Annotated in this window: 10 protein-coding genes; 1 reads left to right on the forward strand and 9 read right to left on the reverse strand. The window is 75.4% G+C overall.

Annotation, left to right across the window (positions count from 1 at the left end):
- Positions 1-41 precede the first annotated feature (41 nt).
- The 3 genes from ACFUEL_RS05345 to ACFUEL_RS05355 all read right to left on the reverse strand — a co-directional run bounded on the left by ACFUEL_RS05345 (position 42) and on the right by ACFUEL_RS05355 (position 7,161).
- Positions 42-4,589: a hypothetical protein gene (locus tag ACFUEL_RS05345; protein WP_380234657.1), complete on the reverse strand. Its 4,548-nt coding sequence runs from the start codon at positions 4,587-4,589 to the stop codon at positions 42-44.
- Between the two features lie 45 nt (positions 4,590-4,634).
- Complete coding sequence (locus ACFUEL_RS05350; RefSeq protein ID WP_380234658.1) at positions 4,635-5,519, reverse strand: hypothetical protein; 885 nt, start codon at positions 5,517-5,519, stop codon at positions 4,635-4,637.
- A gap of 91 nt (positions 5,520-5,610) precedes the next feature.
- The gene (locus ACFUEL_RS05355) at positions 5,611-7,161 is read right to left on the reverse strand and encodes a hypothetical protein (RefSeq protein ID WP_380234659.1); all 1,551 of its coding nucleotides are present in this window, start codon (positions 7,159-7,161) and stop codon (positions 5,611-5,613) included.
- A gap of 154 nt (positions 7,162-7,315) precedes the next feature.
- Between ACFUEL_RS05355 and ACFUEL_RS05360 the strand changes: the two genes are divergently transcribed.
- Positions 7,316-7,915, forward strand: coding sequence for a hypothetical protein (locus ACFUEL_RS05360; RefSeq protein ID WP_380234660.1), 600 nt, complete (start codon positions 7,316-7,318; stop codon positions 7,913-7,915).
- Between the two features lie 20 nt (positions 7,916-7,935).
- Here ACFUEL_RS05360 and ACFUEL_RS05365 read toward each other — a convergent pair whose 3' ends face one another.
- The 6 genes from ACFUEL_RS05365 to ACFUEL_RS05390 all read right to left on the reverse strand — a co-directional run bounded on the left by ACFUEL_RS05365 (position 7,936) and on the right by ACFUEL_RS05390 (position 13,196).
- The gene (locus ACFUEL_RS05365; protein WP_380234661.1) at positions 7,936-8,382 is read right to left on the reverse strand and encodes an SUKH-4 family immunity protein; all 447 of its coding nucleotides are present in this window, start codon (positions 8,380-8,382) and stop codon (positions 7,936-7,938) included.
- An 11-nt stretch (positions 8,383-8,393) separates the two neighbouring features.
- Positions 8,394-9,131, reverse strand: coding sequence for a hypothetical protein (locus ACFUEL_RS05370; protein ID WP_380234662.1), 738 nt, complete (start codon positions 9,129-9,131; stop codon positions 8,394-8,396).
- Between the two features lie 31 nt (positions 9,132-9,162).
- Positions 9,163-9,897 (reverse strand): hypothetical protein, encoded by a 735-nt coding sequence (locus ACFUEL_RS05375; protein WP_380234663.1) that lies wholly within the window; start codon positions 9,895-9,897, stop codon positions 9,163-9,165.
- Entirely contained in the window at positions 9,894-10,343 is a 450-nt protein-coding gene (locus ACFUEL_RS05380) for a hypothetical protein (protein ID WP_380234664.1), read from the reverse strand. Before ACFUEL_RS05380 ends, ACFUEL_RS05375 begins: the two co-directional genes overlap by 4 nt.
- Positions 10,340-11,410, reverse strand: a complete 1,071-nt coding sequence (locus ACFUEL_RS05385; protein ID WP_380234666.1) for a DUF2804 domain-containing protein — start codon at positions 11,408-11,410, stop codon at positions 10,340-10,342. Before ACFUEL_RS05385 ends, ACFUEL_RS05380 begins: the two co-directional genes overlap by 4 nt.
- A 295-nt stretch (positions 11,411-11,705) precedes the next feature.
- Positions 11,706-13,196 carry an MFS transporter gene (locus tag ACFUEL_RS05390; protein ID WP_380234667.1) on the reverse strand — a complete coding sequence of 497 codons (1,491 nt, stop codon included), beginning with the start codon at positions 13,194-13,196 and terminating at the stop codon, positions 11,706-11,708.
- Positions 13,197-13,223: the final 27 nt, after the last annotated feature.

Here is a 13,223-nt window from a genome sequence, read left to right on the forward strand (position 1 = left end):
CCGGAGGACCATCCGGTACCGCGGCCCCGCCGTGCGTCCGGCTACTCGGGCTTGCGGAACACCCGCGTCGCGGTGATCTGCCCGTGGACGGCCGGCCCGTCCGGGTCCTGCGGGGCCGGCAGGCCGGGGCGCAGGTGCTCCTCGACCGAGATGTACTTCAGGCCGGCCCGCAGGTCGGCGTCGTTGCGCAGCCGGATGACCAGCGGGAACTCGGCCAGCGCGGTGGTGTCGAACAGGCCGGTGGTGTAGATGAGCTGGACGCCGAGCGCGTCGGCGACGGCGCGCTGGAGCTCCAGCAGGTAGGTCGCGTTGGCGCGGCCGATCGGGTTGTCCAGGAACAGCGTGCCGGCGTGCCGCAGCTGGGACTGGCCGCGGTCGTTGGCGCGCAGCGCGGCCATCGTGCAGTACAGCGCGATGGCGGCGGTGAGCAGCTGGCCGCCGGAGAAGACGTCCGACATCTGGCCGACCGAGACGCGTTCGGCGCGCAGCACCGCGTCCGGCTTGAGGATCTCGACCGAGACGCCCCGGGGGCCGATCGCGGCGGCGACGCCGCGCAGCAGCAGGGACATGCCGTCGCGGCGCAGGTCGGAGTTCTTCTTGACGGCGGAGCGGGTGGCCTCGTCGATGACCTCGCCGAGGCGTTCGACCAGGACGGCGTGGTCCGGGTCCTCGAAGCGGATCCGCAGGAACTCCTGGCCCGACCACTCGCCGAGGCCCTCGGGGAGCCGGGAGAGCCGCTGGGCGGCGCGCAGGGTGCCGAGCGAGGTCTCGACCAGGCCGCGCAGCCGGTCGACGATGGAGGAGCGGTTGCGCTCCAGCTGGGCGAGCTCGTCGGTGAGGACGCGCAGCCGGGGGGCGAACGCGGCGGCCCAGGCGGCGGCGTGGTCGGGCAGCGCGGCGGCGGGCAGTTCGCGGATCTGCTGCCGGGCGGGGGTGCGGACGGCCTCGTAGCGGGCGGCGTTGGCGTGCCGGACGAGGGCGTCGGCGGCGTCGCGGACGGCGAGTTCGGCGCCGGTGAGCTCGGTGGCGGCGGTGCGCATGGCGCGCCGGGTGTCGGTGACGGCGGCGCGGGCGGCGGCCAGCGAGCCGAGGTAGGCGTCGGCTTCGGGGTCGGTCTCCTCGCCGTTGTCGCGCAGCGCGTCGCGGAGCTGTCCGGCGAGTTCCTCGAAGTCGGTGGCGGCGGCCTGCGCCTGGTCCAACGTCCTTTGCAGGTCGCCGTGTTCGGTACGGGCGGCGTCGACGCGTTCGCGGCGTTCGGCGAGCAGCGCGGTGGCGGTGCGCAGCAGGGCCTGGGCGTGCTCGGGGTCGGCGGGGAGCAGGTCCTCGGGGAGTTCGGTGTGCGCCTCGCCGCCCGCCGGCGCGGAGCGTTCGGCGTCGCCGCGCAGCCGGCCGACCTCCTCGGAGGCGGCGCCGGAGCGGGCCTCGATGAGGGTGACGAGTTCCTCGGCGCGGGCGGCGGCGGCCTGCCGGGCGGGGCCGTCGGCGCCGTCGGGGCTGGCGAGGAGTTCCTCGGCGCGGGCCTTGACCTTGTTGCTGAGCCGCTCGAGTTCGGCGGCGGCGGCGGTCTCGTCGCTCTCGGCGCGGGCCTGTTCGGCGCGCAGGTCGGCGCCGACGCCGACCTTCTCGTAGAGCTGGGCGGCGGCCCGGTACGCCTCGCGCAGGGCGGGCAGCGAGGCGGGGGCGGCGGCCTCCGGCTCGGGGTTGGCGCCGACGGCGGCGATCTCGGCGCGTTCGCCGCGCAGGGTGCGGGCGGTGCGGCGGGCGTCGTCGGCGGCGCGCTGGGCGGCGCGGCGGTCCTCGTCGCAGGTGCGGGCGCGTTCGGCGCACTGGGCCTGGCGGCGCTCGCACTCGGCGGCGTCGTCGGCGAGTTCGCGCAGCCGGCGCGACCAGTTGGCGCGTTCGAGCAGCCGGAAGGCGAGTCCTTCGAGGGCGTCGGCGCGGCGGCGGGCGCGCTGGGCGGCCTCCCGGCACTCCTCGTGGCGGGCGGCGGCGGCCTGGTGCTCGGCGTCGGCCTCGGCGCGGTCGGCGCGCAGGGTGGCGAGTTCGGCGGCGGTGGTCTCGGCGTGCAGGGCGGCCGCGGCGGCGTTCTCGGCGAGTTCGGCGAGGGTGCCGGGCGGGCAGGCGGCGTGCCAGGAGGCGAGCCGGGCGGCGAGGGCGCGGTCGCCGCCGAGCCGGGCGGCGAGTTCGCGGATGTGCTCCTCGCGGGCGGTGGCGCGGGTGCGCAGTTCGCGGCGCTCGTCGTCGGCGGCGGTCTCGTTGTGCATGGCCGGGTTCGGCGGCACCAGGAAGTACGCGGGCTCGCCCTCGATGGGGGCGATCAGCGCGGCGGCGGTGCCGACGGCGACGGTGGAGCGCGGCAGCAGGGCGGCGGCGGCCAGGGCCTCGCGGGCCCGCTCCAGCGAGGCGGGGTCGGTGACCACGACGCCGTCGACGAGTTCGGGGCGGGCGGCGAGGATGGCGTCGTGGTCGGCGGGGTCGACGGACTGGGCGAGGTAGCGCCAGCCGGGGAGGGCGGGGATGCCCTGTTCGCCGAGGTGCTCGACGGTGGCGAGGACGTCGGGGCCGGGCGGCAGCAGGCCGCCGTCACCGAGGGCGGCGAGGATCCGGGAGTCGTCGGCGGCGGCGGTGCGCAGGTCGAACAGGGTGCGTTCGGCGGTGGCGACGGACTGGTCGAGCAGTTCGCGCAGGTCTTCGGCACTGGCGTCGAGGCCGCGCGGGGTGAGGAAGCCCTCGGACTCCTCGGCGCCGTCCTGGTAGGGCGTCAGGGAGAGCAGTTCGGCGAGCCGGGGTTCGGCGGCGAGCTGGGCGGCGGTGCGCTGTTCGGCGGCCAGCGCGCGTTCGGCGGCGGTGCGGGCGTCGGCGGCGCGGGCGGCGGCGAGTTCGGCGCGGGCCTCGGCGGCGGCGCTCTCGCGGGCCCGGACGGCGCTCTGCTCGGCGGCGGTGCGGGCCCGGTCGAGGGCCTCGGCGGCGGCGGCGCCGGCGTCGGCGGCCTGCAGGGCGGCGCGAGCCGGGTCGGGTTCGGCGCCGGAGTCGTCGATCCAGCCGGCCGCGACGGCGGCGGCGGTCTCCTGCTCGACCTCGGCGAGGCGCTGGCGCAGGTGCTCGGCCTCGGAGCGGGCCTTCTGGGCGGCGGTGGCGGCGGCGGTGGCCTCGGACTGGGCGGTGGCGCCGTCCTCCTGGAGCTCGCCGGCCCGCAGTTCCTCCTGGTCGGCGCGGGTCTCGGCGTTCGCGGCGGCGCTCTCCAGGGCGCGGGCGAGGGCGCCGGCGGCGCGGTCGCGGGCGGCGAGGGCGGGGGCGGCGTCGAGTTCGGCCTCCCGGATGGCGGCGGCGACGCGTCCGGCCCGGTCGGCGGCGGCGCGGTGCCGCAGGACGGCCTCGGCGGCCTGCCAGGCGGCGTACTGGGCGCGGGCGTCGGTGAGTTCGCGGCGCAGCCGGGCGGCTCCGGCGGTGGCCGCCTCCAGGCCCAGGGTGGCGTGCCGGTAGGTGAGTTCGGAGACGATCAGCGAGTGCCGGGTGCGGTCGGTCTCGGCGGCGGTGACGGCGCTCGCGGCGGCGGCGACCTCGACGGCCAGGTCGTGGACGCGGTCGCGCTCGACGGCGGAGCGGGCGGTGAGCGACAGCGCGAGCCTGCGGGTGCGGCGGTCGGCGGCGCGGTGGCCCTCGCGGACGGTCTCGCGGGCGGCGGTGGCGTCGACGATGCGCTGCAGCAGGTCGACCGAGCCGGCGGTGAAGTCGCGTTCGGCGGTGAGTTCGGCGCGGCGGCCGAGCTTGGCGGCGAAGCCGTGGACGAGGTCGGCAAGGCCGTCGGTGTCCCGGGTGTCGGTGACGGCGCGCAGCAGCAGGTCGGTGAAGTCGGCGTCGTTGCGGACGGCGAACAGGCCGGCCGCCTCGCCCTCGTCGGCGTTCATCTCGCGCTGGTAGCGGAAGAGTTCGGGGTCGAGGCCGAGGGCGCCGAGGTGCTCGATCCAGCGGTCGTGGATCTCCTCGAAGGTGACGTCGAGGTGGGGCTGGGCCTTGCCGGCCTCGGTGAGGGCGTCGCGGAAGCCCTTCATGGTGCGGCGGCGGCCGCGGGCCTGCTGGTCGCCGGTGAGGGCGGGGCGTTCGGCGACCGGCAGGCCGTCCAGGGTGAGGCCGGGGCCGGGCCGGAAGGAGTACCAGAGTTCGGCGAACTTGCGCGGGTCGGAGGAGACCTGGCGGCCGCGCCACTCGCTGACCTTGCCGACCACGATGAGTTCGCCGGTGACGGTGTGCTGCCACTCCAGGGCGACGTGGCCGCAGTCGTCGGCGAGCAGGAACTTGCGCAGCACGCCGGAGGAGGCGCCGCCGAGGGTGTTGCGGTGGCCGGGCAGCATCACCGAGAAGATCAGCTTGAGCAGGACGGACTTGCCGCCGCCGTTCTCCAGGAACAGCACGCCGGCGGGCGCGGGGCGGCGCTGCGGGCCCTCGGGCTCCTCGCCGAACAGGCCGATCTGCTGGGGCTGCGGCTCGGGGACGGGCTCGCCGACTCCGCGCAGGTCGAGCACCGTGTCGGCGTAGCGGGCGCCGGCCGGTCCGATCGAGTACAGGCGGACCCGGTTCAGCTCGTACATGTGCGGTGGTTCTCCTGGAGCGGTTGCGGCGGTGACGTGGGCGGGTCAGAGGGCGTGGAACGGCAGGCCGGCGTCGGCCACCAGTTCGTCGCTCTCGTCGGGCGGGGCCAGGGTGGGGGTGCCGTCGCTGACCGGGACGACGCCCAGGTCGAGGAGTTCGGCCATCGCGGCGCTGCCGGCCAGGTCGCGGACCTGGAGCTGGTAGCGGGCGGTGGTGCGGTAGGTGCCGCCGGAGTCGTCGGAGGTCTTCTGCAGGAAGCCGGAGTCGACCAGGAAGGACACCGCCTTGGAGACGATGCCGGTGGTGGAGCCGGACAGCCGGCGGGCGTCCTTGGTGGCGCCGGTCGCGGAGCGGCGGGCCCAGACCCGCCAGGCGGCCTCCAGGCCGGGGGCGTCGCTGGCCGGGTCGGTGTTGGCGCCCTCGGCCTCGGCGCGCTCCTCCAGGCGGCGGCACGCCTGCCGGACGAAGGCGTCCACGCCGTTGACGGTGACCCGGCCGAGGTAGCCGTCGTCGGCGAGGTCCTCGGGGCGGGGGAAGGCGAGCGCGGCGACCGCGAGGTGCGCCAGGCCGTGCAGGAAGCGGTCGGTGGACTCGGAGGCGGCGCGCCGCGAGTAGTCGCCCATCCGGACGGCGAACACCGAGTCCTCGGCGGCGGCCACCGCCATCCCGGCCCGGGCGGAGACCTCCAGCACGACCAGGCCCATGCCGGTGGCGACGGCGTCGGCGAGCCGGCCGAACGGCGGGTCCTCCCGGTAGCGGCGCACCAGTTCGCCGTACTCGGCGTCCCGGGCGGGCAGCAGCTTGGCCTGCAGGCCGAAGGAGACCAGCCGGGCGGCCTCGGCGACGTCCGCCGGGCTGATCGGCGCGGGGCCGGCGGGGGCGGCCGGTTCGCTCTCGGGCGGTGTCCACGCCTCGCTGGTGGTGGTCATCCGAGGGCTCCTTCGGTCCGGGCGGTGCGGGCGGTGCAAGTGCTGCGGGCGGTACGGGTGCGGCAGGTGGTGCGGGCGGTACGAGGACGGGTCACCCGGCCGCCCCGGTGCCCTTGGCGTCCTTGCGGTCGGCGGCCATGCCCGCGGCGTCCAGCAGGGCGCTGCCGACGATCAGGTCGGCGCCGCCGAAGCCGGGGTCGTCCAGCCGGGTGCCGTCGTCGACGGCGAACAGCAGCCGCTCCTCGCCCTGCCGGTAGGCGGTGCCGACCGGCGGGCTGGCCGCGTGCACGGCCAGCAGGGCGACCAGGTAGGCGAGTTCGCCGCCGTCCCGGTCCTCCTCGTCGTCGAGGTCGCGGGCCCGGCGGCGGGCGTCGGCGAGCAGGCCGGAGAGCCGGCGGGGGGCGTCGGCGGGCAGGTCGAGCAGGTCGAGGGCGGCTTCCAGCTGGGCCTCGGAGAAGCGGCTGTCGTCGGGGGTGGCGACCAGGTCGGGTTCGGGGAGCTCGGCGCCGAGGTGCTCGCGTTCGACGGGCGGGGTGAGCAGCAGGTCGACCAGGTCGGTGACCCGGACCGAGACGGGGGTGCGCAGGCCGGTGGCGCGGGCGAAGAAGGCGTCGGTGGGCCGGGTGGCGTCGGCGAGCGGCAGGGTGAGCACGGGGGCGAGCAGCTGCCCGTACAGGTCGATGCCGCTGCGGGCGGTGGGCGCGGCGAACGCCTGCCGGTCCTGTTCGGCGCGGAACAGCGGGCCGGCCTCCAGCAGGCGGGTCTGCAGCTGGGTGTGGCGGCGGATGCAGTCCTTGACGATGTCGACGAGCTCGGCGGCGCGGCGCTTGTGCTCGCCGTCGACGCTCTCGTCGCGGGCCTTGCGGATGTTGGTGAGGATCGCGTTCTCGTGCCGGTACCGGTCGGCGATGTGGTCGAGCGCCTCGTCGATCAGGTCGGGGACGGTCTCCATCCAGTCGACCGCGCGGACGTTGCGCCGGGTGGCCTCCAGGGCGCGGCGCAGCGTCTCGGCGTACTGGACGGTGCGGTAGCGGGCCTGTTCGGCGGCGAGCTGGGCGTCGGCGAGGCGGCCGCGCCGGATCAGCACCTCCAGCTTGACCTCGGCGGCGATCTGGGCGCTGGTGACGTCGGTGTCGAGGGCGCCGACCAGCACGTTGACGGCCTCGTCGGTGGTGCGCAGGTAGACCCCGCCGTCCTGGCCGGGGACCTCCTCGATCAGCTTGAAGTCGTAGTCGCGGCGGGTGTACTCGCCGTCCGGGCCGAAGGTGCCGTAGACGGCGCGGAAGCCGCGGTCGACGCTGCCGACGTTGATCAGCGACTCCAGCACCCAGCGGGCGACCCGCTCGTGCTCGGCGACGGCCCGCCGCGGGTTCTGGGCGGCGATCCGGGGGAGCAGGCGGCCCAGCACTATGTCCCGGTCGGCGCCGGTGTCGAAGTCCATGTTGAGCGTGACCAGGTCGATCGCGGCGAGGCCGATCTCGGCCATGGTGTACGAGGCGTACTCGCCGGCCAGGTTGACCTTGCGGCTGTCCAGGTCGTGCAGCGGGGCGGTGCACGCCAGCGCCTTGAGCCGGCGGGCGAGCCCCTCGTCGGCGGCCGGGCCGGGGGCGGGCCGGGTGGGCTGGTCTGCGATGGCGGTCACGGGGGACAAGATTAGGGCTTTCCCCTGACAGGTCCGAAAAGTCCCTTATGAGAGCCCTGTTCCCGCGTGTTGAACGCGTTCAAATTCGGGTCTAGAGTCCTTCTCGCGACACCGCGTGCCGCCTCCGGCACCCGCGTCATGAGGGGGGTTCCCCATGTCCGACATCGCCACCGTCCCGGCCGGTTCCACCACCGCCGGACCGGCCTCCGCGCCCACCGCCGACACCGCGCACGTCCGCCGCCGCATCCGGCGCTGGCTGCTCCTGTTCATCGTCTGCCTGGCCCTCAGCGGGCTGACCGCCTTCCCCCTGCAGACCGAGACCTCGCTGCTGGCCCGCCTGGTCGACGCCACCGGCCTGGACGGCCTCTTCCCCGCCCTCGCCGACTGGGTGCACCGCGTCCGCGACGGCGTCGCCGACGGCTACGGCCGGCACCCCTTCCTCGCCTACGGCACCGACTGGCTCGCCTTCGCCCACCTGGTGATCGCCGCCGCCTTCTGGGGCCCGCTGCGCGACCCGGTCCGCAACGTCTGGGTGGTCCGCTGGGCGATGCTCGCCTGCGGCGGCGTCATCCCGCTCGCCCTGATCTGCGGCCCGCTGCGCGGCATACCCCTGTTCTGGCAGTGCGTCGACATGTCCTTCGGCGTCGTCGGCGTCGTCCCGCTGCTGATCGTCCACCGCCTGATCCGCGCCCTGGAGTGGCAGCAGGCCGTCACCGCCCACCACGACTTCGCCCGCACCGCGCCCTGCCCCTGAGCACCCCCGCCGCAGGGGGTTCAGCTGTCCATCGCGTAGCCCAGCTCCTCGGCGGCGATGCACCAGTACGCGTTCTCGTCCGCCACCGCCGCCGGGTCCACCGCCGCGAACCGGGCCAGCAGCGCGTCCGTCAGCTCCTCCGCCGCGGCCAGCGCCTCGTCCAGCTCCTCGCCCGCCTCGTACCGCTCGGCCTCCTCGGCGGCCGCCCGGTACAGCTCCAGGAAGGCGAGCAGCTGCCGCGGCCCGGAGTTCAGCACCCGCGGCTCGCCCTCCTCCTCCGGCAGCACCACCACCGGCCCGCCGTCGACCCGCACCCCGATCGCGCTCACCCCGGGGTCGACGGCGATCAGCCGGTACCGCGCCCCGTCCACCTCCCACACCTCGTACGGCGCCCGCCGCCACTCCCCCGGGTAGGGCAGCACGCCGGCACAGGCGAGGGTCAACGCATCCAGCTCGGTGTCGTCCATGCCGCAGGACGCTACCCCTCCTCCCGGACAGGTCCGAGCGAGGGCACGATGTACCCCCTGGCTTTGAAGTCGGCCAGCTGGCGGAGGTTCTCCTCCCGGGCCGCCCGGTCCTCGGCGGTCTCCAGCCCGGCGGTGTCCCGCCCCCAGCGGCGCAGGACGCCGAGGACCCGGCCGCGGCGGTAGCGGTCGGTGGAGGCGGCGAGGAAGCGCTCGGCGTGGCCGGCCAGCTCGGGGCGGTACCCGGCCAGGCCCGGGTGCTCGGACAGCGGGAGCGCGGCGAACAGGGCGGCCGCCCGGACGTCGGGATGCGCATCGGCGAGGAACGGGCGGACGGCGGCGAACAGTTCGGGGCGCAGCGCCCAGAACTCCCGCAGCGGCGGGTGCTCCTCGTCCTCCGCCGTCCCCCAGAACGCGGCCGCCACCCGGGCCTCCTCCGCGTCGTCCGCCATCCGCGCGATCTGCCGCAGCAGCCCGGCCCGGTAGGACGGCGGCCCCGCGAGGACGTCCGGATCCCACAGGACCGCCGCCACGTAGCGGGCCACCCACGGGGTCGCCCCGTAAACGGTCTCCTGGTGGTCGACCAGGTCGAACACCCGGTCGAGGGCCCGGGACCGCTCCGCCGGGTCGGGGTCGGTCATCCGGGCCAGCAGCGCCGCGTCCAGCCTGTCCGTGGGATGCGGGACCTCCAGCGCGGGCCAGTCGACGGCCGCCAGCAGGGCGCGGTGGTCGGGGAGTTCGGTGTCGTCCATGTGGGCGACGCTACCGATGGGGGCGGACAGGTCAGAACGGCGGCTCCGCGGTGTGCCCGCCGCCCCACCCGGCCCACTCGCCGTCGCCCAGCTCCCGCTCGGCCCGCAGCCGGGCGCGGCGTTCCTCGGCCGCGCGGTCCTCGGCGGTCTCCAGCGCGGCGGTGTCCCGGCCCCAGCCGCGCAGGGCGTCGAGGGCCCAGTCCCGGCGGCGGCGGTCGGTGGAGGTGGCGAGCAGGCGCTCGGCGTGCCCGGCCAGTTCGGGGCGGTACCCGGCCAGGTCGGGATGCTCGGACAGCAGGAACGCCGCCACCAGGGCGGCCTCCCGGACGTCTTGGTCCGCGTCGGTGAGGAACGGGCGGACGGCGGCGAACAGTTCGGGCCGCAGGGCGCGGAACTCCCGCATCGGCGGGTAGTCGTCGTCGCCCGTCGCCCACCGCATGGCCGCCATGCAGGAGTCGTCCGCGTCGTACGCCATCTCCCCCAGCCACTCCAGCAGCCGCACCGGCGGCTCCGCGAACTCGCCGAGGATCGCGGCCAGGTAGCGGGCCACCCACGGCGTCGCCTGGTAGATGGTGTTCTGGTGGTCGACCAGGTGGAACACCCGGTCGAGGGCCCGAACCCCCTCCGCCGGGTCGGGGTCGGTCATCCGGGCCAACAGCGCCGCGTCCAGCCGCTCCGTCGGGTGCGGGACCTCCAGCAACGGCCAGTCCACGGCCGCCAGCAGGATCTCCGCCGCGAAGGGTCGGTGGTCGGGGAGTTCGGTCATCGCGGGTCTCCGGTCGCGGTCAGTCGCAGGTCGCCGTCCCAGGACTCGCAGCGGACGGTGCCGCCCGGGAAGTCGAGTTCGAGGGCGGTGCGGCCGGTGCCCGGGGTGTGCTCCTGGCGGGCGGCCAGGACGGGGTGGCCGAGGTGCGGGGCGAAGGGGGTGTCGTGCGGGGCGTCGCGGACGTCGAGGCGGCCCCACTCGCCCAGGTCGACGTCGGGGTGCGGCTGGTCGTCGGCGACGATCAGGCACCAGTCGCTGCCGGTGCCGACGAAGGTGCAGCCGCCGCGGTCGTCGCGCAGCCAGACCACCACGGGGTCGGCGGCGCGCTCGCCCTCGTAGGAGTACCAGGACGCGACCACGCCGGTCAGCCGGCGGCCGACCAGCGCGGCCAGGTCGGGGCCGGGTCCGTGCGCGGGGCACGTGGGAGGCCCGGCGGGGGCCGTCACCAGCGCATCCGGACGTCCTCGGCCCAGCCCAGCAGGCCGTCCACCGCGACGCGCAGGCCGTCGTCGGTGCGGATCGTGCCGCGGTAGTGGCCGAAGCACTGGTCGGTGCGGTTGGCGATCAGGCCGGCCTCGGTGCGGGTGCGGCGGTCGTGGAAGGGGACGAAGGCGAGGTCGACCTGGTCGCTGTCCGGGGTGGTGATCCGCCAGGGGGCGAGCGGGTCGGCGGGGTCGTAGCTCCAGTCGAGTTCGGCGCCGATCTTGGTGAGGCGGCCGTCCACGCACAGCGCGTTCTCGGTGCTGCCGGTGCCGACCGTCCACTGCCCGCCGAACTGGAGGCCGACGGTGTGCCCGTCGGTGCGACCGGACGCGGCGCCCCAGTTCCAGCCGAGCGAGCGCGGCCAGCGGCCCCGGCCGTGGTCGAGCACGCCCCAGGCGTCCCCGTCCGCCCCGAAGTCGTAGCTGCGGTCGCCGAGCCGGACGGTGCCGGTGGCGGGGCGGGCGGTGTGCTTGGAGGTGTACTGGAAGCGCTTGGCGTCCCACGGGACGACCACCGACAGGGTCTCGTGGCCCTCGGGCAGCGCGACCAGCAGGTCGACCTCCAGGCGGCGCAGGTCGGCGGTCAGGGCGCGGGCCCGCAGCCGGGTACCGCCGGGTTCGTGGCCGATCGAGACCCGGACCTGCCGGCGGCCGGGCCGCTCGGGGCCGACGGTGAGGTCGCCGCCGTACGGGCCGCCGGAGCCGGCGATGCCCTCGGGGAAGGCGGTGCGGCGGCCCGGCAGGCCGGGGGCGATCGCGGTGCGCTCGTGGTCCTCGAGGACGCCGTGCTCGTCCCAGGAGAGGAAGTACACGGTGTCGAGGGTGAGGAAGTCCAGGTCGCTGACGGTGAGCGCGAGCAGGTGGGTGGGCGTGGTGACGCACCAGTACTCCCAGCGCTTGGTACGCCCCCAGCCACGCAGGTTGCCACGGTGCAGCGGAGTACGCGACCAGCCGACAGCATCCCGGTTGAGCCACCCGTCGGAACGGCACAGGTCCGCAGGGCCGGTGATCTCTCGCTCATGGGTCGCCATCCGCGCACCCTACTGCCGCGACCTGCACGAAAGCCACGGTGGGCAGTTCCTCCCCGCACGGACGAGCTCCCTGCCGGAACCCACCGCGAGCGGTTCGTCTACGCATAGATGAACTCTTTCCCGCTACCCCGCCTGCCGTTCGTCTGCGCATGGACGAACCTCCCGGAAAGGCCGGAGGTCTGGAGGTCTGGAGGTCTGGAGGTCTGGAGGCCGGACGCCCGAAGGGCCCCGGAAAGCGCGGTGGGCCGCCCGTCCCCGCGGGGATGGACGGCCCACCTGGGGCTGAACGGGGCGGCTACTTCGCGGTCGCGCCCTCGGCGGTGGCGGCCTGCGCCGTACCGTCCTTCGAACCGGCCTGGCCCCCGACGCCCCCGGCACCCCCGGCATCGGCGCCGCCGCCGGTGATCGCGCGGCGGACGCCCGGGATGGCGAGGGTGACCAGGGCGGCTGCCACGGCGGCGCCCGCGCCGATCATGAAGGCGGTGCGGAAACCGCTCTCCGACGGCAGGACGTGGCCGTGGAAGTCGGTGGTCATGTGGGCCAGCACCACGCCGATAACGGCGGAGGAGCTGGAGGTGCCGATGGAGCGCATCAGGGTGTTGAGTCCGTTGGCGGCGGCGGTCTCGGAGACCGGGACGGCCCCCATGATCAGGGCGGGCATGGCCGCGTAGGCGAACGCGATGCCGCCGCTGATCAGGCAGGAGAAGACCAGCACGCCCCAGGCGTGGCCCATCAGGGCGAGCGCGGAGAGGTAGCCGGCGGTGATGATGACGGCGCCGACCAGCAGCGAGACCTTGGGGCCCTTGGCCCGGGAGAGCTTGGCGGAGATCGGCGAGAGCAGCATCATGACCAGGCCGGCGGGGGCCATCCAGAGGCCGGCGGCGACCATCGACTGGCCGAGGCCGTAGCCGGTGGCGGTGGGCATCTGGAGCAGCTGCGGGGAGACCAGGCTCATCGCGTACATCGCGAAGCCGATCACCACGGAGGCCAGGTTGGTCATCAGCACCTGGCGGCGGGCGCTGGTGCGCAGGTCGACCAGCGGCTGCTGGGTGCGCAGTTCCCACCAGCCCCAGACCGGGAGGACCACGACGGCGACGGCCAGCGTGCCGAGGGTGGTGCCGGAGCCCCAGCCCCAGTCGCTGCCCTTGGAGATGGTGAGCAGCAGGGCGACCAGTCCGATGGTGAGTCCGATCGCGCCGACGACGTCGAAGCGGCCGCCGGAGCGCACGGGGGACTCGGGGACGAGGAAGAACACGGCGGCGGCGATCACCGCGCCGAGTGCGGCGGAGATCCAGAACAGCGCGTGCCAGCTGGCGTTCTGGGCGATGACGGCGGAGAGCGGCAGGCCGAACGCGCCGCCGATGCCGAGCGAGGAGCTCATCAGGGCCATCGAGGAGCCGAGCTTCTGCGGCGGCAGTTCGTCGCGCATGATGCTGATGCCCAGCGGGATGACGCCGGCGCCGACGCCCTGCAGGGCGCGGCCGATCACCATCGGGGCGAGCGAGTTGCTGAAGCCGCAGATCAGCGAGCCGATGACGAGCATGGTGAGGCTGGCGAGCAGGATGCGGCGCTTGCCGTACATGTCGCCGAGTCGGCCGAGCACCGGGGTGGCGACGGCGCCGGCCAGCAGGGTCGCGGTGATCGCCCAGGACGCGTTGGCGGCCGTGGTGTGGAGCAGCTTCGGCAGGTCCGGGATCAGCGGGACGACCAGGGTCTGCATCAGCGAGACCACGATGCCCGCGCCGGCGAGCACTCCGACGATGGGGCCGGTGCGTGCCTGACTCATGGGGTACTTCCATCTCTTCGACTAGAT

It is taken from the genome of Kitasatospora sp. NPDC057198 (assembly GCF_042670125.1).
Taxonomy (GTDB): Bacteria; Actinomycetota; Actinomycetes; order Streptomycetales; family Streptomycetaceae; genus Kitasatospora.

Excerpts from the sequence above, each read along its gene's own strand:
- ACFUEL_RS05390 (WP_380234667.1), bottom strand. The coding sequence starts at position 13,196 with ATGAGTCAGGCACGCACCGGCCCCATCGTCGGAGTGCTCGCCGGCGCG.
- ACFUEL_RS05350 (WP_380234658.1), bottom strand. The coding sequence starts at position 5,519 with ATGACCACCACCAGCGAGGCGTGGACACCGCCCGAGAGCGAACCGGCC.
- ACFUEL_RS05375 (WP_380234663.1), bottom strand. The coding sequence starts at position 9,897 with ATGACCGAACTCCCCGACCACCGACCCTTCGCGGCGGAGATCCTGCTG.
- ACFUEL_RS05385 (WP_380234666.1), bottom strand. The coding sequence starts at position 11,410 with ATGGCGACCCATGAGCGAGAGATCACCGGCCCTGCGGACCTGTGCCGT.
- ACFUEL_RS05370 (WP_380234662.1), bottom strand. The coding sequence starts at position 9,131 with ATGGACGACACCGAACTCCCCGACCACCGCGCCCTGCTGGCGGCCGTC.
- ACFUEL_RS05365 (WP_380234661.1), bottom strand. The coding sequence starts at position 8,382 with ATGGACGACACCGAGCTGGATGCGTTGACCCTCGCCTGTGCCGGCGTG.
- ACFUEL_RS05360 (WP_380234660.1), top strand. The coding sequence starts at position 7,316 with ATGTCCGACATCGCCACCGTCCCGGCCGGTTCCACCACCGCCGGACCG.
- ACFUEL_RS05345 (WP_380234657.1), bottom strand. The coding sequence starts at position 4,589 with ATGTACGAGCTGAACCGGGTCCGCCTGTACTCGATCGGACCGGCCGGC.